The organism is Amycolatopsis sp. NPDC051061 (assembly GCF_040682935.1).
Lineage (GTDB): Bacteria > Actinomycetota > Actinomycetes > Mycobacteriales > Pseudonocardiaceae > Amycolatopsis.
Window position 1 is genome coordinate 64,752 of sequence record NZ_JBFBBZ010000016.1, and the last position, 17,883, is coordinate 82,634.

At 70.9% G+C, this 17,883-nt stretch carries 14 protein-coding genes and 1 pseudogene; 3 read left to right on the forward strand and 12 right to left on the reverse strand.

Going from position 1 to position 17,883, the window contains the following annotated elements:
* Position 1 precedes the first annotated feature (1 nt).
* Together smc and AB0N03_RS22670 are read right to left on the reverse strand one after the other, a co-directional pair.
* Entirely contained in the window at positions 2–3,604 is a 3,603-nt protein-coding gene (gene smc / locus AB0N03_RS22665; protein WP_364374977.1) for a chromosome segregation protein SMC, read from the reverse strand.
* 168 nt (positions 3,605–3,772) lie between these two features.
* Positions 3,773–4,060: an acylphosphatase gene (locus tag AB0N03_RS22670; protein WP_364374979.1), complete on the reverse strand. Its 288-nt coding sequence runs from the start codon at positions 4,058–4,060 to the stop codon at positions 3,773–3,775.
* 202 nt (positions 4,061–4,262) lie between these two features.
* Between AB0N03_RS22670 and AB0N03_RS22675 the strand changes: the two genes are divergently transcribed.
* Positions 4,263–4,877, forward strand: coding sequence for a hypothetical protein (locus AB0N03_RS22675; RefSeq protein WP_364374982.1), 615 nt, complete (start codon positions 4,263–4,265; stop codon positions 4,875–4,877).
* Positions 4,878–5,011: 134 nt separating this feature from the next.
* Here AB0N03_RS22675 and AB0N03_RS22680 read toward each other — a convergent pair whose 3' ends face one another.
* From AB0N03_RS22680 to kdpF, 8 genes and pseudogenes are all read right to left on the reverse strand, one after another.
* On the reverse strand, positions 5,012–5,242 hold the full coding sequence (locus AB0N03_RS22680) for a hypothetical protein (RefSeq protein ID WP_364374985.1): 231 nt from the start codon (positions 5,240–5,242) through the stop codon (positions 5,012–5,014).
* Between the two features lie 68 nt (positions 5,243–5,310).
* A complete protein-coding gene (locus AB0N03_RS22685) occupies positions 5,311–5,532 on the reverse strand; it encodes a hypothetical protein (protein ID WP_364374988.1) in 222 nt (73 codons plus the stop codon).
* Between the two features lie 21 nt (positions 5,533–5,553).
* On the reverse strand, positions 5,554–6,252 hold the full coding sequence (locus tag AB0N03_RS22690) for a response regulator (RefSeq protein WP_364374991.1): 699 nt from the start codon (positions 6,250–6,252) through the stop codon (positions 5,554–5,556).
* A pseudogene (locus tag AB0N03_RS22695) lies at positions 6,249–8,779 on the reverse strand (DUF4118 domain-containing protein). The gene AB0N03_RS22690 and the pseudogene AB0N03_RS22695 overlap by 4 nt, the downstream one beginning before the upstream one ends.
* A gap of 4 nt (positions 8,780–8,783) precedes the next feature.
* Positions 8,784–9,374, reverse strand: a complete 591-nt coding sequence (locus AB0N03_RS22700) for a potassium-transporting ATPase subunit C (protein ID WP_364374994.1) — start codon at positions 9,372–9,374, stop codon at positions 8,784–8,786.
* A 5-nt stretch (positions 9,375–9,379) separates the two neighbouring features.
* Positions 9,380–11,440, reverse strand: coding sequence for a potassium-transporting ATPase subunit KdpB (gene kdpB, locus AB0N03_RS22705; RefSeq protein ID WP_364374997.1), 2,061 nt, complete (start codon positions 11,438–11,440; stop codon positions 9,380–9,382).
* Positions 11,437–13,098 carry a potassium-transporting ATPase subunit KdpA gene (kdpA, locus tag AB0N03_RS22710; protein WP_364375000.1) on the reverse strand — a complete coding sequence of 554 codons (1,662 nt, stop codon included), beginning with the start codon at positions 13,096–13,098 and terminating at the stop codon, positions 11,437–11,439. Before kdpA ends, kdpB begins: the two co-directional genes overlap by 4 nt.
* Positions 13,099–13,135: 37 nt before the next feature.
* Positions 13,136–13,237, reverse strand: a complete 102-nt coding sequence (kdpF, locus tag AB0N03_RS22715) for a K(+)-transporting ATPase subunit F (RefSeq protein ID WP_247062298.1) — start codon at positions 13,235–13,237, stop codon at positions 13,136–13,138.
* Positions 13,238–13,634: 397 nt separating this feature from the next.
* Here kdpF and asnB point away from each other — a divergent pair, with 397 nt between their 5' ends.
* On the forward strand, positions 13,635–15,476 hold the full coding sequence (gene asnB / locus AB0N03_RS22720; protein WP_364375003.1) for an asparagine synthase (glutamine-hydrolyzing): 1,842 nt from the start codon (positions 13,635–13,637) through the stop codon (positions 15,474–15,476).
* A gap of 34 nt (positions 15,477–15,510) precedes the next feature.
* A complete protein-coding gene (locus AB0N03_RS22725) occupies positions 15,511–15,849 on the forward strand; it encodes a hypothetical protein (RefSeq protein WP_364375006.1) in 339 nt (112 codons plus the stop codon).
* On the opposite strand, the gene AB0N03_RS22730 is transcribed toward AB0N03_RS22725, so the two are convergent.
* On the reverse strand, positions 15,846–16,844 hold the full coding sequence (locus tag AB0N03_RS22730) for a Gfo/Idh/MocA family oxidoreductase (protein WP_364375009.1): 999 nt from the start codon (positions 16,842–16,844) through the stop codon (positions 15,846–15,848). The genes AB0N03_RS22725 and AB0N03_RS22730 overlap by 4 nt on opposite strands.
* Positions 16,841–17,860, reverse strand: a complete 1,020-nt coding sequence (locus AB0N03_RS22735; RefSeq protein WP_364375012.1) for a LacI family DNA-binding transcriptional regulator — start codon at positions 17,858–17,860, stop codon at positions 16,841–16,843. Before AB0N03_RS22735 ends, AB0N03_RS22730 begins: the two co-directional genes overlap by 4 nt.
* Between the last annotated feature and the right edge of the window lie 23 nt (positions 17,861–17,883).

The window sequence follows — 17,883 nt, forward strand, 5'->3', positions numbered from 1 at the left end:
GTCAGCCGACCGGGACCGGCTCGTCCTCGGCCGTGCGCAGGCGCTGCGAGATCACCTTCGTGATGCCGTCGCCCTGCATGCTCACGCCGTAGAGCGCGTCGGCGATCTCCATGGTCGGCTTCTGGTGGGTGATGATGATCAGCTGCGACGAGTCGCGCAGCTGCTCCAGCAGCCCGATCAGCCGGCGCATGTTGGTGTCGTCGAGCGCCGCCTCGACCTCGTCCATGACGTAGAAGGGTGAGGGCCGGGCGCGGAAGATCGCGACCAGCATGCCCACCGCGACCAGCGACTTCTCGCCACCGGACAGCAGCGAAAGCCGCTTCACCTTCTTGCCCGGCGGGCGCGCTTCGACGTCGACGCCGGTGCTGAGCAGGTCGTCCGGCTCGGTCAGGACCATCCGGCCCTCGCCGCCCGGGAAGAGCACGCTGAACACCGTCTCGAACTCGCGGGCCACGTCCGCGTAGGCCCCGGCGAAGACCTCGAGGATCTTCTCGTCGACCTGCTTGATGACCGCCTCGAGGTCCTTGCGGGTGTCTTTGAGGTCCTCCAGCTGCGTGGAGAGGAACTTGTAGCGCTCCTCCAGCGCCGCGAACTCCTCCAGCGCAAGGGGGTTCACCTTGCCCAGCAGGGAAAGGTCCTTCTCGGCGCGCTTGGCGCGGCGGGCTTGCGTGTCGCGGTCGTACGGCATCGGCGGGGGCTGGGTGACGTCTTCGCCGCGGTCCTTGGCCGCTTCGTACTCGGCCATCTCGCCCGCGCTCGGCGGAACCGGGACGTCCGGGCCGTACTCCTGCACCAGATCCGTGAGGCCGATGCCGAAGTCCTCGGCGATCTTGGCTTCCAGGGTCTCCAGCCGCAGCCGCTGCTCGGCGCGCAGGACCTCGTCGCGGTGGACGGCGTCGGTCAGCTTCTCCAGCTCGCCGGTCAGCTCGCGGACCTTGGCGCGGACGCCGGTCAGGGCGGCTTCTCGGCTCTGACGGCGGGCTTGGACCTGGTCGCGTTCGGTGGCCGCGCGCTGGACCGAGTGCTCGATGCGGTCGAGGGCGATCTCGCCGCCGTTGACGACGGCGTTGGCGATCTCGGCGCCGCGCTTGCGGTTCGCGGCGGCGCGCTCGGCGCGCTCGCGGGCCTGCTGCTCGGCGTGCGCGGCGCGGCGGAGCCCTTCGGCCTTGCCCGCGATGCTGCGCGCCCGCTCCTCGGCGGTGCGCTGCGCGAGCCGCGCCTCCATCTCCTCCTGCCGGATGACGGCCAGCTCTTCGACGGCGGCGTCGCGCTCGGCGGTGTCCGGGTCGTCCTCGACGGGCTGCTCGGCGACGGCGGCGAGCCGTTCCTCGAGCTCGGCGAGCTGCTGCAGGGCCTGCTCGCGGCTCTGCTCGACCTTCGCGCGCTGGCCGCTGAAGCGTTCGACCTCGGCCTGGGCCTGGCGGGCGGCCTGCTGCAGCCGGCTGAGCCGCTCCGACGAGCGGGCCTTGCGGACCTTGGCCTCGCCGAGGGCGTCCTTGGCCTGGGAGACCTCTTCGCGACGCGCTTGCTGCTCGGCGCGGGCGCCTTCCAGCTCGGCCGCGTAGCGCTCCAGCGAACGCTCCGCCGTGCGCAGCCGCTCCCCGGCCTCGTCGACGGCGGCCTGGACCTCGATCACGCTCTCGCGCTTGCCGGAGCCACCGATCGCCCAGCGGGCGCCGAAGACGTCACCCTCGGCGGTGACCGCCCGGACCTCCGGGTGCACCGCGACCAGGTGGCGCGCCGACTCGAGGTCGCGGACCAGGGCCAGCTTGTCGAGGGCCTGCTCGACGGCGGGCCGCAGCTGCGCGGGCGCCGTGACGACCTCACGGGCCCAGCGCGCGCCTTCCGGCAGCGACGGCCACGAGTAGGTGTCCACAGTGGATTCCGGGCCGCCGAGCAGGATGCCCGCCCGGCCGGAATCGGTGTCCTTCAAGTACTTCAGCGCGCGCAGGGCGTCTTCGCCGCCGGTGACGGCGACCGCGTCGGCCACCGGGCCGAGCGCCGCGGCCAGCGCGACCTCGTACCCCGGCTCGACGGTCAGCAGCGCGGCGACCGAGCCGAGCAGGCCCGGCAGCTCGTGGGACGCGCCGAGCAGCGCACCCGCGCCGTCCTTGCGCCGCAGGCCCATCGACAGCGCCTCGACTCGGGCCTTCTCCGACGCGATCTCGCGCTCGGCGGTGCGTTCGGCCTTGACCAGCTCTTCGACGCGCGCCTTGGCCGCGTTGTTGGCCTCGACCGCGCGGTCGTGGCGGTCCATCAGGCCGGAGTCGTCGGATTCCTCGACACCGCCCTCGGCCTTGGCCACTTCGAGCTCTTCGACGGCGATCTCGGCGCGTTCCGCGGACTCCTCGAGGGAGACGCTGAGGCGGTCGATCTCGTCGGAGGTGGCGCCGTTCTTGCTGCGCAGCGCCTCGACCTGGCCGGTCAGCTTGGCCAGGCCCTCGCGGCGGTCGGCGATGGCCCGGACGGCGGCCCAGTGCGCGCGCTCGGCGGCCTGCACGCGCTGTTCGAGGTCTTCGCGCCGCAGGACGGTCTGGGCGAGCAGCTCCCGGGCCTCCATGACGGCCTCGTTGAGCTCCTCTTCCTGCTCGGCGACGTGCTCGGCCTCTTCGAGCAGCTCTTCGGGGTCGCGGCCGCCGGTCGACGTCGAGACGTCGGCCGAGAGGTGGCGCTGCCGCTCGATCGCGAGCCGGACGGTGCCGCGCAGGCGCTCGGCCAGCGCGGAGAGCTTGTACCAGGTCTCCTGGGCGCTCTGCAGCAGCGGCGCGTCCTCGGCGAGCGAGGACTCCAGCTCGGTCTCCTCGGCGGAGACGATCTCGAGGGTCTGCTCGACCTCGGCGCGGCGCTGGCGGGCGGTCTTCTCGTCGGCCTCGTCGCGGGTGATCGCGCCGCGCTGGGTGACGAGGTCGTCGGCGAGCAGGCGCAGGCGGGAGTCGCGCAGCTCGGACTGGACGGCCTGGGCCCGGCGGGCGATCTCGGCCTGCTTGCCCAGCGGCTTGAGCTGGCGGCGCAGCTCGGTGGTGAGGTCGCCGAGGCGGTCGAGGTTGCCCTGCATGTTGGCCAGCTTGCGCAGGGTCTGTTCCTTGCGCTTGCGGTGCTTGAGGACGCCGGCGGCCTCTTCGATGAAGGCGCGGCGCTCTTCGGGCTTGGATTCGAGGATCGCCGCGAGCTGGCCCTGCCCGACGATGACGTGCATCTCGCGGCCGATGCCGGAGTCCGAGAGCAGCTCCTGGACGTCCATCAGGCGGCAGCGGTCGCCGTTGATCTCGTACTCGCTCGCGCCGTCGCGGAACATCCGGCGGGTGATCGACACCTCGGAGTACTCGATGGGGAGGGCGCCGTCGGCGTTGTCGATGGTGAGGGTGACCTCCGCGCGGCCGAGCGGGGCGCGGCCCGCGGTGCCGGCGAAGATGACGTCCTCCATCTTGCCGCCGCGCAGGTCCTTGGCGCCCTGGGTGCCCATGACCCAGCGCAGGGCGTCCAGCACGTTGGACTTGCCCGAGCCGTTCGGCCCGACCACGCAGGTGATGCCCGGCTCGAAGCGCAGCGTGGTGGCCGAGGCGAAGGACTTGAAGCCCTTGAGCGTCAGGCTTTTCAGGTGCACTGGGTGCTGACCCCTCTGGCTGCCGGTACTGGCGATTCAATCGTCCCAGGCTACCCGGGAGCTCCGGCGGACCGCCGGACGCGTCCCCTCCTCGGCGCGCCTTAGCACATCTCCGAAGGCATCAGCAACCTCCTGCGTCACACCCGCCCCGGAAGTACCAAGGCCAGGTCAGCGTTCGAGGAAGCCGTTGAGTCCCCCTTTCGGGTCGGACCAGCGCTCGACGACGGTCTCCACACTTCCGGGTGATTCTCCCGACCGCAGGGCGGCCAGCAACCGCTCACAGTGGTCTCGATCACCCTCCGCTATGACCTCGACACGCCCGTCGGGCATGTTGCGGGCGCTGCCGACCAGCCCGAGTTCGAGCGCCCGGCTGCGGGTCCACCAGCGAAAACCGACGCCCTGGACGCGTCCGCGGACCCATGCCGTCAATCGCGTGTTCGTTTGTTCCTCACTCAAGCTTTCATCCTTTCCGGACACTTCGACTGCGCACAGTGATCGCGCAGCCCCACTACCTGCGCGAATAGGGCACCGACGGTGATAGCCTCGCCGCCGAGGTCGTCCTCCCGGGAACCCCCGCCCGGGGAAGCAGTGATCGATTCACGGCCTCGCTGCATCCTTGAGAACACCGCGCCTCTCCCGAACCCCCGAGGAGCCTGCAATGCCCCGCCCCGACGGGTCCGCCTCGAGCTCGCACGTGACCAGGATCGACACCGCCCCGCCGAAGAGCAGCAAACCGAACCGCACCGGGTACGTCGTGCTCGGGGTGGCCGGTCTGGTGGTCGCGACCGCGTTCGCCGCGGTCGCCGAGCTCGCCGGCCCGGACCCCGCCACCACCGCGGGCGGCACCGGTGGCACCGGCGGCCAGGGCACCTCGCAGGCCGGCCTGCAGACGGCGCCGAACACCCCGTCGCCGTCCGGCCCGTCGACCGCGGGCGCGCCGACGTCGGAGTCGTCGGCGACGTCCTCGACCGCGCCGAGCACGGTGGTGTCGATCAGCCCGGACGGCAAGACGACGACCACGGTGGTCACCCACGCGGACCCGCCCCCGCCGCCCCGCGACGACACGGGGAACCCGCCGCCGCAGTCGACTCCGAAGACGACGCCGCCGTCGACGCCCAAGACGACGCCGCCGACCACAACACCGGCTCCCACGACGACGCCCCCGACGACAACACCGTCGACGACCGGGGGCGGGACCAGCAGCGCGGGTTCGCCGTCGCCGACCACGAGCGACGCCCCGACCGCGAGCGGAAGCACCACGCACGCGCAGTAAGAGATTCCGACCGTCCCAAGGCGGCCTTGGGTGCGTTCAACGCACCGAAGGCCGCCTTGGTTGCGTTGAACGCACCGAAGGCCACATTGGGGCGCGTTCCCGGAGCCGCAGGATGATGGCGTCGGGCAGGCGGTTCAGCCGCCGCGCTTGAGCCGATGCGCGAACAGCCTCCACAGATAGACCGTCAGGAGGGCGCCGGCGCCCGCGGCCGCGACGCGCAGCCACCTCGCCCAGCCGACGGCGTCGCCGTCGAACGCCGTGAGGATCCAGCCGGACGCCCCGAAGGTCGCCCCCACGGCCAGCGTCAGCAGGATCACCAGCGGGATGCGCTCACCGCCGAGCAGCCACGTCTTCGACCCGTCCATGCCCGGTGAGGTACCCCGCCGAAAGCCGACCTAGACCTCGAAGCGGTAACCCATACCCGGCTCGGTCATCAGCGGTTCCCGCGCGCCTGGACGTACCGGAACCAGTAGCACCCGGCCAAGACCAGCCAGGCCACCGTCACCACGACCTGGACCACGCTCTGCCACTCCGACACTCCCCCGTCCCAGGCGAGAAAGCCGGAACCGATCGCGCCCACGGTCCAGAAGATCGCCAGCGCGAGAGCGGCCTTCGCCGGCAGCCGGGCGCCGGGTACCCACTTCGCCTCAGTCACCTGAACGAGTTACCCGCTTCCTCAGACCTCGAAGCGGTAACCCATGCCCGGCTCGGTGAGCAGGTGCCGGGGCCGCGAGGGCTCCGGCTCGAGCTTGCGCCGCAGCTGGGCGAGGTACACCCGCAGGTAATGGGACTCCCGCTCGTACGACGGCCCCCACACCTCGTGCAGCAGCTGCTTCTGCGCCACCAGCCGGCCGCGGTTGCGGACCAGCAGCTCCAGCACGCCCCACTCCGTCTTCGTCAGGTGGACCTCGACGCCGTCGGTGCGGCGGACCTTCTTCGCGGCCAGGTCCACGCTGAACGACGACGTCTCCACCACCGCGTCCACGTCGTCCGCGCCGGTCACCGCCGAGCGGCGGACCGCTGCCCGCAGCCGGGCCAGCAGCTCGTCCATGCCGAACGGCTTCGTGACGTAGTCGTCCGCGCCCGCGTCGAGGGCCTGGACCTTGTCCGCCGAGTCGCCGCGCGCCGACAGCACGATGATCGGGACCGTCGTCCAGCCGCGCAGGCCGGCGATCACCTCCGTGCCGTCCAGGTCCGGCAGCCCGAGGTCGAGCACCACGACGTCCGGCTTGGTCTCCGCCACCGCTTTCAAAGCGGCCGTGCCGTCGTGCGCGGTGATCACCTTGTAGCCGCGGGCGTTCAGGTTGATCCGCAGCGCCCGCACGATCTGCGGCTCGTCGTCGACCACCAGCACGGTGGCACCCGGGTCGTTCATCGTGCCTCCTCGAACGTGACGCTGTGTTCGGGCAGCGAGACCACGACGGTCAGCCCGCCACCCGGGGTGTCCTCGGCGCGGATGGTGCCGCCCATCGCCTCGGTGAAGCCCTTCGCCACCGACAGCCCGAGCCCGACCCCCGGTGTCGTGTCCCGGTCGCCGCCGAGCCGCTGGAACGGCGCGAACGCCGAGTCCGCGGTCCCCTTGCGCAGCCCCCGGCCGTGGTCGACGATCCGCAGCTCCACCTGGCCGGAGTGGGCGCTGGCCCGCGCGGAGACCGGCGAACCACCGTGACGCAGGGCGTTGTCGAGCACGTTCGCCACCACCCGTTCCAGCAAGCCCGGATCGGCCAGCACCGACGGCAGCCGGTCGTCGACCGCGACCTCGACCGCCTCTGACGAGTCCACATTGGACAGGGCGTGCGCGACGACCTCGTCGTAGCCCACCGGACGCAGGAGCGGCTTGACCGCGCCGGTGGCCAGGCGCGAGGAGTCCAGGAGGTTGTCGATCAGGCCGGCCAGCCGGTCGGCCGACAGCTCGATGGCCTCCATCAGCTCGGTGGTGTCCTCTTCGGACAGTGCGAGGTCGGGCGCGCGCAGGCTGCCGATCGACACCTTGATCGACGTCAGCGGCGTGCGCAGGTCGTGCCCGACCGCGGACAGCAGCGTCGTGCGCAGCTCGGTCGCCTCGGCCTTGCGCTCGGCGCGCGCCGCGGCGGCGGCCGTCCGCTGCTGGCGCAGGGCGAGCAACGCCTGCCCGGCCACGGCTTCCAGCACCCGCCGGTCGGCCGCGGGAAGCGCCCGCCCGCGCAGGGTCAGGTGGACGTCCGCGGTGACGGCGATGTCGACGTCGGCCTCATCCGGGTCGGCGCACGGGTGCTCCCCCGCGACCGCCACCCGGTGCCATTCGCCCTCCTGCTTCTCCAGCAGCGTCACCGACGTCAGCGCGAAGTTCTCCCGGACCTTCTCCAGCAGCCGTTCGATCGGGTTCGCGTGGGTCAGCACAGTCCGGGCGTAGGACGCGAGCAGCGCCGCTTCCGTCCGCGCCCGCGCCGCCTGGGTGGCCCGGCGCGCCGCCTGGTCGACGACCAGCGCGACGAGCACCGCGACCACGACCATCGCGATCAGCGTCACGAGGTTCTGCGGGGTGTGCACGGTCAGCGTGTACAGCGGCGGCGTGAAGAAGAAGTTCAGCAGCCCGGCGCCGAGCACGGCCGCGATCAGCGCCGGGCCGAGGCCCCCGACCAGCGCCACGACCACGGTGGCCAGCACGTAGGAGATGACGTCGGTGGCGAAGTCGAGCCCGGCCGGGATGAAGAAGCCGACCACGGTGACCAGCACCGGCAGGACGACGCCGAGCACCCAGCCCGCGACCAGCCGCGAAAACCCCAGCGGGCTCGCGCTCAGCCGGGCCCGCAGGCGCCCGCCCGCCTCGGAGTGGGTGACCATGTGGACGTCGATCGACCCGGACTGCCGCACGACCCCGGCACCGATGCCTTCGTCGAACAGCCGCGCCACGCGCGAACGCCGCGAAGTCCCGATCACCAGCTGCGTCGCGTTGACGCCGCGGGCGAAGTCCAGCAGCGCGGTCGGGACGTCGTCGCCGACGACGGTGTGGAAGGTCGCGCCGACCTCCTCGGCGAGGGTCCGGCAGCGGGCGATCGCGGCGGGCCCGAGCCCGGAGAGGCCGTCGCCGCGCAGGATGTGCACGACCTGCAGCTCGGCGCCGGCCCGCGTGGCGATCCGGCTGGCGCGGCGGATGAGCGTCTCGCTCTCCGCGCCGCCGGTGATGGAGACGACGACGCGTTCGCGCGCCTCCCAGGTGTCGGTGATGCTCTGCTCGGCGCGGTAGCGCTGCAGGGCGACGTCGACCTGGTCGGCGACCCAGAGCAGGGCGAGCTCGCGCAGCGCGGTGAGGTTGCCGGGGCGGAAGTAGTTGCCGAGCGCGGCGTCGATCCGCTCGGCCGGGTAGACGTTGCCGTGGGCGAGCCGCCGCCGCAGCGCCTCCGGCGTGATGTCGACCAGCTCGAGCTGCTCGGCGCGGCGGACGACCTCGTCGGGCACGGTTTCCTGCTGGGTGACGCCGGTGATCCGCTCGACGACGTCGTTGAGGCTCTGCAGGTGCTGCACGTTGACCGTGGACAGCACGTCGATACCCGCTTCGAGCAGTTCGTCGACGTCCTGCCAGCGCTTGGCGTGGCGCGAACCCGGCACGTTGGTGTGCGCGAGCTCGTCGACGACGGCGACCTCGGGTGCGCGGGCGAGGATGGCGTCGACGTCCATCTCGTCGAAGTCGCGGCCGCGGTGGCCGGCGTGCCGCCGCGGGACGACCTCGAGGCCGTCGAGCAGCACCGCGGTCTTCTCGCGGCCGTGCGTCTCGACCAGCCGACGACGACGTCGGTGCCGCGGTCGAGCCGCCGCCGCGCTTCGCCGAGCATGGCGAAGGTCTTGCCGACGCCCGGAGCCGCGCCGAGGTAGATCCTCAGCTCTCCTCGGCGCGGCTTCACGGGCGTGTTTGCGGTGGTCACGCTGTCAGTGTGCCCCTCCGGCCGCGGCGCGCACGGCCAAGTTGAGCTGGAGCACATTCACACCGGGGACACCGATCCCCGCGCCCGAGGTGTTCGCTTCGACCAGCTGCTTCACCCGGTCGAGCGGCAGGCCCGTGTTCCGGGCGACCCGCTGGGCCTGGAGGTCGGCGTAGGCGACGCTGATCGCCGGGTCGAGGCCGGAACCCGACGCGGTGACGGCGTCCGGCGGTACCTGATCGGGCGACACGCCTTCGCGCTTCGCGATGGTGTCCTTGCGCTCCCCGATGGTCTTCACCAGGTCCTCGTTGTACGGGCCCTTGTTGGACGCGCCGGACGGCATCTCGGGGGTGGCCGCCGACGGCCGGTTGTGGAACCACGGGTCGTGCGCCGGGTCGGCCGGCACCGGGTCGACGCCGATGAGTGACGACCCGACGGCCTGGCCGTTCTGCGTGACGACCGAGCCTTCGGCGTTGCCCTCCAGCCCGGGGATGCGGGCGATCGCCCACACCGCCAGGGGGTAGAGGATCCCGAGCAGGACCGTCATCACGATCAGCACGCGCAGCCCGGCCCAGGTCTGCTTGACGAGAGTGTTCACGACGTTCACCCGATTCCAGGGATGAGGCGCACGAGCAGGTCGATCAGCCAGATCCCGAGGAAGGGGCTGACGATCCCGCCGAGGCCGTAGACGAGCAGGTTGCGGCGCAGCAGGGCCGAGGCCGACGACGGCTTGTACCGCACGCCGCGCAGGGCCAGCGGGATCAGCACGACGATGATCAACGCGTTGAAGATGACCGCGGAGAGGATCGCCGACTTCGGCGTGGCCAGGTGCATGATGTTCAGCCCGCCCAGCTGGGCGAAGATGGCGGTGAACATCGCGGGCAGGATCGCGAAGTACTTCGCGAGGTCGTTGGCGACACTGAACGTGGTCAGCGCGCCGCGGGTGATCAGCAGCTGCTTGCCGATCTCGACGATCTCGATCAGCTTCGTCGGGTCGCTGTCGAGGTCGACCATGTTGCCGGCCTCCTTCGCGGCCGAGGTGCCGGTGTTCATCGCGACGCCGACGTCGGACTGCGCGAGCGCGGGCGCGTCGTTGGTGCCGTCGCCGGTCATCGCGACCAGCCGGCCGCCCTCCTGCTCCTTCTTGATCAGCGCCATCTTGTCTTCGGGCTTGGCCTCGGCGAGGTAGTCGTCGACGCCCGCGTCCGCGGCGATGGCCTTGGCGGTGAGCGGGTTGTCGCCGGTGATCATCACCGTCTTGATGCCCATCGCGCGCAGTTCCTTGAAGCGCTCCTTCATGCCCGGCTTGACGACGTCGGACAGCCGGATCACGCCGCGCACAATAGTGTTTTCGGCGTCCTCGGCGACGACCAGAGGTGTACCGCCCTGGGCGCTGATCTCGTCGACCACCTTCTCGGTCTCGGCGGGGAACTCGCCGCCGTTGTCGCGCACCCAGGCGCGGACCGCGGACGCGGCGCCCTTGCGGATCCGCCGGTTTCCGATGTCGAGGCCGCTCATCCGCGTCTGCGCGGTGAAGGGGACGAACTCGCCGCGCTCATCTTGGGACGCGTAGTCCGCGGTCAGGTCGACGACGCTGCGGCCCTCGGGGGTTTCGTCGGCGAGGCTGGCCAGCCGGGCGGCGCGCGCGAGTTCATCCATTGTGGACGTTCCAACGGGGATCAGTTCGGTGGCCCGGCGGTTGCCGAAGGTGATCGTGCCGGTCTTGTCGAGCAGCAACGTCGAAACGTCGCCGGCGGCCTCCACCGCGCGGCCGCTGGTCGCGAGGACGTTGCGCTGCACCAGGCGGTCCATCCCGGCGATGCCGATGGCGCTCAGCAGCGCGCCGATCGTCGTCGGGATGAGACAGACCAGCAACGCGGTCAGCACGATCACCGATTGCTCGGACCCGGAATAGCGGGCCATCGGCTGCAGGGCCACGACCGCGAGCAGGAAGATGATCGTGAGCGTCGAGAGCAGGATCGTCAGCGCGATCTCGTTCGGCGTCTTCTGCCGGGATGCTCCTTCCACCAACGCGATCATGCGATCCACAAAGGACTCACCGGGTTTGGTGGTGATCTTGACGACGACCCGGTCGCTCAGCACCGTCGTGCCGCCGGTGACCGCGGACCGGTCGCCGCCGGACTCGCGGATGACCGGGGCGGACTCGCCGGTGATGGCCGACTCGTCGACGGTCGCGATGCCCTCGACGACGTCGCCGTCGCCCGGGATCACCTGGCCCGCCTCGACGACGACCAGGTCGCCGATCTTCAGGTCGACCCCGGGCACCGGTTCCTCCGAGCCGTCCGCGGTGAGCCGTCGGGCGACCGTCTCCTTCTTCGACTTCCGCAGGGATTCCGCCTGTGCCTTGCCCCGCCCTTCGGCGACGGCTTCGGCGAGGTTCGCGAAGAGCACCGTGAACCAGAGCCAGACGGCGATCAGGACGGTGAACACGCTCGGGTCGGTGATCGCGAAGACGGTGGTGAGCGCGGAACCCACCCACACCACGAACATCACGGGATTGCCGAGCTGGTGCTTCGGGTTGAGCTTCCGGAAGGCGTCCGGCAGGGACGTCCAGAGCTGGCGCGGGCTGAACACCCCGGCGCCGACGCGGCCCGGTGTCTCAGCCACGGGAGTCACCTGAGGTCGTTCATCGGTGACGGTCATGCGAGTGCCTCCGCGATGGGCCCGAGCGCGAGCGCCGGGATGAAGGTGAGGGCCGCGACGAGCACCACCGTGCCGGTGAGCATGGTGGCGAACAGCGGGCCGGTGGTGGGCAAGGTGCCCGCGGTCTCGGGCACCTTGCGCTGCGCGGCCAGGGACCCGGCCAGGCAGAGCACGGCGAGGATCGGCACGAACCGGCCGATCAGCATCGCGACGCCGAACGACGACTGAAACCAGTCGCTCGTCGCGGTCAGGCCGCCGAACGCGCTGCCGTTGTTGTTGCCGGTGGACGCGTAGCCGTAGAGGATTTCGGACAGGCCGTGCGCGCCGCCGTTGCCCAGCGCGCCCGCCGTACCCGGCAGCAGCAGCGCGATCCCGGAGCCGAGGAGCACCACCGTCGGCATCGCCAGCATGGCGATCGCCGCGCAGGTGACCTCGCGCTTGCCGAGCTTCTTGCCCAGGTACTCCGGCGTGCGCCCGACCATCAGGCCGGCCAGGAACATCGCGATGATCGCCATGACGAGGATCCCGTAGAGGCCGGTGCCGACGCCGCCGGGCGAGATCTCGCCGTAGAGCATGTTCAGCAGCGGTCCCCCGCCGCCGAGGCCCGAGAGACTGTCGTGGGCGCCGTTGACCGCGCCGGTGGAGGTGCCGGTGGTCGTGTCGGCGAAGATCGACGTCAGGCCGATGCCGAACCGCTGTTCCTTGCCTTCCATGCTCGCGCCGGCGGCGAGTGCGGCCGGGTTGCTCGCGCGGGCTTCGGAGAACCAGATGATCGCCAGCGACGCGGCCCACAGCAGGCTCATCACGCCGAGCAGGACGTACCCCTGCTTCGGCTTGCCGACCAGCTTGCCGAACGCGCGGGTCAGGCTGACCGGGATCACCAGGATGAGGAACAGCTCGATCAGGTTCGTCCAGGCGTTGGGGTTCTCGAAGGGGTGCGCGGAGTTGGCGTTGAGGATGCCGCCGCCGTTGGTGCCGAGCTCCTTGATCACCTCCTGGCTCGCCGCCGGGGCGAGAGCGATGGTGCTCTGGCTGCCATCGGGGTTGGTGACGGCGACGCCGGCCTTGAGGCTCTGCACGACGCCGAGCGCGACCAGCACGATCGCGAACACGAACGCCATCGGCAGCAGGACGCGGACTGTGCCGCGCGTGAGGTCCACCCAGAAGTTGCCGAGCCGGTCGGTCTTCGCCCGGACGAACCCGCGCGTCACCGCGATCGCCACGGCCAGGCCGACCCCGGCGGACAGGAAGTTCTGCACGGTCAGCCCGGCCATCTGCACGAAGTGGCCCATCGTCGTCTCGGGGACGTAGGACTGCCAGTTCGTGTTGGTGACGAACGAAACCGCCGTGTTGAACGCGACGCCCGGGCTCACCGAGCCGCGGCCCAGGCCCCACGGCAGGAGCGGCTGCAACCGCTGCAAGAGGTAGAGCAAGACGATCGAGACGAACGAGAAGCCGAGCACGCCCGCGGCGTAGGTCGGCCACCGCTGCTCGGAGTCCGGGTTGACGCGGAAGAGCTTGTACAGGCCTTTCTCGAGCTTCAGGTGCTTCTCGGTCGAGAAGACGCGCGCCAGGTAGTCGCCGAGCGGTTTGTAGACCACGGCGAGGGCGGCGAGGAGGAGGCCGAGCTGGACGAGCCCGGCCGTCGTGTCGGTCATTCTTGCCCCTCCGCGGGGGTGAGTACGTCGGGGCGCATCAGAATTTCTCCGGCCTGATCAAGGCGACGAACAGGTAGACGAGCAGACCGAGCGCCAGCAACCCGCCGACGACGTTGGCCACGGTCCCGGCGCCGCTCACAGCTTCTCCAGCCCGCGCAGCGCCAACGCGAGCACCACGAACACGCCGATCAGCAGGACGGCGTAGAGCAAGTCGGCCACAGGCACCTCTCAAGACGGGTCACCGGGTTCGGTGACCGGACAGTTCACTGTGCGGCTGCGGGACCGCGTCCCGACCTGCGGCTGACGGCGTCTTGATGCGTTCCTGACACCCGTTTACGCCGTCTTTATGGCCCGTGGCGGGCGTCACGCAAACGTTTGCCCAGTACTCACCGTATGCAGTTGGTTAGTGACTCGCGACACAACGAGTGACCGAACAAGTGCGGAACGTGCAATTCGGGCAGACAAGATCTTCAGCCCGTGTTACACCTGAGTTACCGATAGTTGTATCGGCTAAGCAAATCTGAGGAGGGGTCCATATGTGCGGTATCGCCGGCTGGGTTTCCTACGACGCCGACCTCACCCGCCGCCAGGACGTCGTCGACGCCATGACGGCGACCATGTCCTGCCGCGGCCCGGACGACGAGGGCACCTGGGTCCGCAAGCACGTCGCGCTCGGACACCGGCGGCTGGCCATCATCGACCTGCCCGGCGGCCGTCAGCCGATGTCCGTGCACACGCCGAACGGCGACGTCGCCATGGTCTACAGCGGTGAGGCCTACAACTTCACCGAGCTGAAGGAAGAGCTGACGAAGCTCGGGCACAAGTGGGAGACCGACAGCGACACCGAGGTCGTGCTGCACGGTTACCTGCAGTGGGGCGACGAGGTCGTCGACCACCTCAACGGCATGTACGCGTTCGCGATCTGGGACGAGCGCGACGACCGGCTCGTGATGATCCGCGACCGGATGGGCATCAAGCCGTTCTACTACTACCCGACCCGCGACGGCGTCCTGTTCGGCTCCGAGCCGAAGGGCATCCTGGCGAACCCGCTGGCGAGCAAGGTCGTCGACACCGACGGCATGCGCGAGCTGATGGCGTTCACCAAGCGCCCCGGCTGGTCGCTGTGGAAGGGCATGGAGGAGGTCCAGCCGGGCACGATCGTCACCGTGACCCGCGAGGGCGTCCGCACCCGCACGTACTGGAAGCTCGACGCGAAGCAGCACACCGACGACCAGGAGACGACGGTCGCCCGCGTGCGCGAGCTGATGACCGACATCGTGCACCGCCAGCTCGTCGCGGACGTCCCGCGCTGCGTGCTGCTGTCGGGCGGCTTGGACTCCAGCGCCGTCACCGGCCTCGCCGCGCCGCACCTCGCCGAGCAGGGCGAGCAGCTGCGGACGTTCTCCGTCGACTTCTTCGGCCAGGAGGAGAACTTCAAGCCGGACGAGATGCGCGACACCGCGGACTCGCCCTACATCCGCGACGTCGCGGAACTGGTCGGGTCGGCGCACCAGAACGTCATGCTGAACCCGGCGGAGCTGAGCGACCCGGCCGTGCGGCGCGCGGTGCTGAAGGCCCGCGACATCCCGGCCGGCCTCGGCGACATGGACACGTCGCTGTACCTGCTGTTCAAGGCGATCCGCGGCGAGTCGACGGTGGCGCTGTCGGGCGAGTCGGCCGACGAGGTGTTCGGGGGCTACCGCTGGTTCCACGACGAGAAGGCCGTCAACGCGGACACGTTCCCGTGGCTGGCGTTCCGCACGTCGATGATGGACGAGCGGGCGTCGCTGTACACGACGGAGCTGCGGCAGAAGCTGGACCTCGAGTCCTACATCGCCGACCAGTACCGGACCGCGGTCGACGCCGTCGAGCACCTGGACGGCGAGTCGGCGCAGGAGGCGCGGATGCGGACCATCTGCAACCTCCACCTGACCCGCTTCGTGCGGATGCTGCTCGACCGCAAGGACCGCGCGTCGATGGCGGTGGGCCTGGAGGTCCGGGTGCCGTTCTGCGACCACCGGCTGGTCGAGTACGTCTACAACACTCCGTGGTCGCTGAAGACGTTCGACGGCCGGGAGAAGAGCCTCCTGCGGCACGCTACCAAGCACGTGCTGCCGGAGTCGGTCGCTCAGCGGGTCAAGAGCCCGTACCCGTCGACGCAGGACCCGGGCTACGCGGCGGCGTTGCAGCAGCAGACCAAGGAGGTCCTCGCGGAGCCGGGCCACCAGGTGTTCGGCCTGGTGGACAAGGCGTGGGCGCACCGCGTGTCCGAAGTGGACCCGGCGACCATGAACCCGGCGGCGCGGGTCGGCCTGGATCGGCTGCTCGACCTGTACCACTGGATCGAGATGTACCAGCCCACGCTCGAACTGTCTTGACCTCGACCGCCCTTGAGGTGTGAGGCTGGGCGGCATGAAGGTGCTGCTGTTCGGCCGCAACCCGGCCACGGTCTCGAGGGTGACGGCGGCGCTGTCCGCGGCGGGTTTCGCCGCGGACGGCGTCGTCTCGGAGCAAGCGGTACTGGCCCGGCTCGGCGCTTACGAGGCGCTGGTGCTCGGCGCGGGAGTCGTGGGGTCGCTGCGCGAGCGCGTCACGGCCGCGGCCGTGCGGCACGGGGTCGCGTGGGTCCAGGGGCCGCACATCCTCCCCGAGCGGGACGCCCTGGAGTACGTGCGGACGGAGATCCTGCCGCGGCTGGTCGTGAGTGAGAAACAGGGTGAGAACACTGTTTCTCACTCACGACGGGACTAGCGTCGGACCTCCGCCAACTGCACCGGACGCCGCTCGCGGCGGGACAGCTCGCACGCCTCCGCGATGTAGAACGCCTCCAACGCGTCCGCCGCCACGCACGGTGAAGGCGCCCGGCCTGCGACGACGTCGAGGAACGCCCGCAGCTCCGTTGTGTACGCCGGGCGGAACCGCTCCATGAACCCCGGGTACGCCGGCCCCGGCAGCGGGGCCACTCCCGGCTCCACCGACCGCAGCGGCGCCCGGTCGTCCAGGCCGACCACGACCCCCGACACCGAACCGAGGACGTCGAGGCGCACGTCGTAGCCCGCGCCGTTGTAGCGGGTCAGCGACACCGTGGCCAGCGTGCCGTCGTCCAGGGTCAGCGTCGCCGCCGCCGTGTCGACGTCGCCCGCGTCCGCGAAGAACCGCTCGCCGCGGTTGGCACCGATCGCGTACACCTCGGTCACCTCACGGCCGCTCACCCAGCGGATGATGTCGAAGTCGTGGACCCCGCAGTCGCGGAACAGCCCACCCGAGTGGGCGACGTACTCCGCCGGCGGGGGCGCCGGGTCGAACGTCGTCGCGCGCAGGGTGTGCAGCCATCCCAGCTCGCCCGAGGCGACCGCGGCCCGCGCGGTCGCGTAACCCGCGTCGAACCGGCGCTGGAAGCCGATCTGGACTCCGACGTCCGAGGCGCCGATCCGGTCGATCACGGCCAGGGTGCCGGGGACGTCCGCCGCGACCGGCTTTTCGCAGAACACCGGGATGCCCGCGTCGACCGCCGCGATGATCAGGCCCGGGTGCGCGTCGGTGGCCGCCGTGACGACCAGGCCGTCGAGCCCGGACGCGAACAGCTCGTCGAGGGAAGCGGATTCGACCCCGAGTTTCGCGGCAACCGAAGCGGCCCGCGCCGGGTCGACATCGGCCACCACGACCGACTCCACCTCGTCGAACCCCTTCAGCGTCTCCGCGTGCGCGGTGCCGATCCGGCCGGTGCCCGCCAGTCCCAACCTCATCGTGCCACTCCTCCTGTCGCGGAAAACCGGGCGGTGGTCGCGCGGACCACCAGGGACGGGTGCAGCAGGTGCCGGACGGGCTCCGTGCGCTCCCCGCGGACGCGTTCGACCAGTGCTTCGAAGGCCAGCCGGCCCATCTCGGTGCGCGGCTGGTCCACTGTGGTCAGTGAGAGGTGGCGCAGGGCCGCCAAAGACGTGTTGTCGTAGCCGACGATCGAGACGTCTTCCGGTACCCGCAACCCGGCCTCTTCGAGCGCCGAGATCGCGCCGACGGCGTTGAAGTCGTTGCCCGCCACCAGACCGGTCGGCAACTCAAGACGTGAGTACGTCGCCAGCAGCTCCCGCACGGACTTTTCACCGGCGGTGTCGGTGTGCTCGCTGCGCACGACGATCGGCTCCAGGCCGTGGCGCCGCATCGCCGCCTGGAACCCGCGACGACGCTGGGCCGCGCCGGCCGCGCCGCCGCCGTCGAGGTGGGCGATGCGCCGGTGCCCCAGGCCGGCGAGGTGGTCGACGGCCAGCGCCGACCCCGCTTCGCCGTCGTCGTTCACGGTGTCCACACCGGACGCTCGCGACGTGCGGGAGACCAGCACCACCGGGCACTGCCGGGCCGCGGCTTCGATGGCCGACGCGGGCACGACCGGCGAAAGCAGGATGACCCCCGCCGGGCGGAAGGAAAGCAGGCTGCGCAAGGCGTTCCCCTCGCGCGCGGGACTGCGGCCGCCGGTGTTGAGGACGAGGTCGAAGCCCGCGGCCTGCGCGGCCGCGTCCAGCCCTTCGACGACGTCGGCGAAGAAGGCGTTGCGCAGGTCGTTGACCATCACACCGAGCACAGTGGACGTCCGGCTGGCCAACGACCGCGCCATGACGTGCGGCTGGTAGCCGAGTTCCTCGGCCGCGCGCAGGACAGCGGCGCGCCGGGCTTCGGAGACCTTCGGTGAATTCCTCATCACCAGTGAGACGAGTGCGCGGGAAACCCCCGCCCGCGCGGCGACGTCCTCCATGGTCGGACGCATGCGGCGCACCTCCCCTGATCACC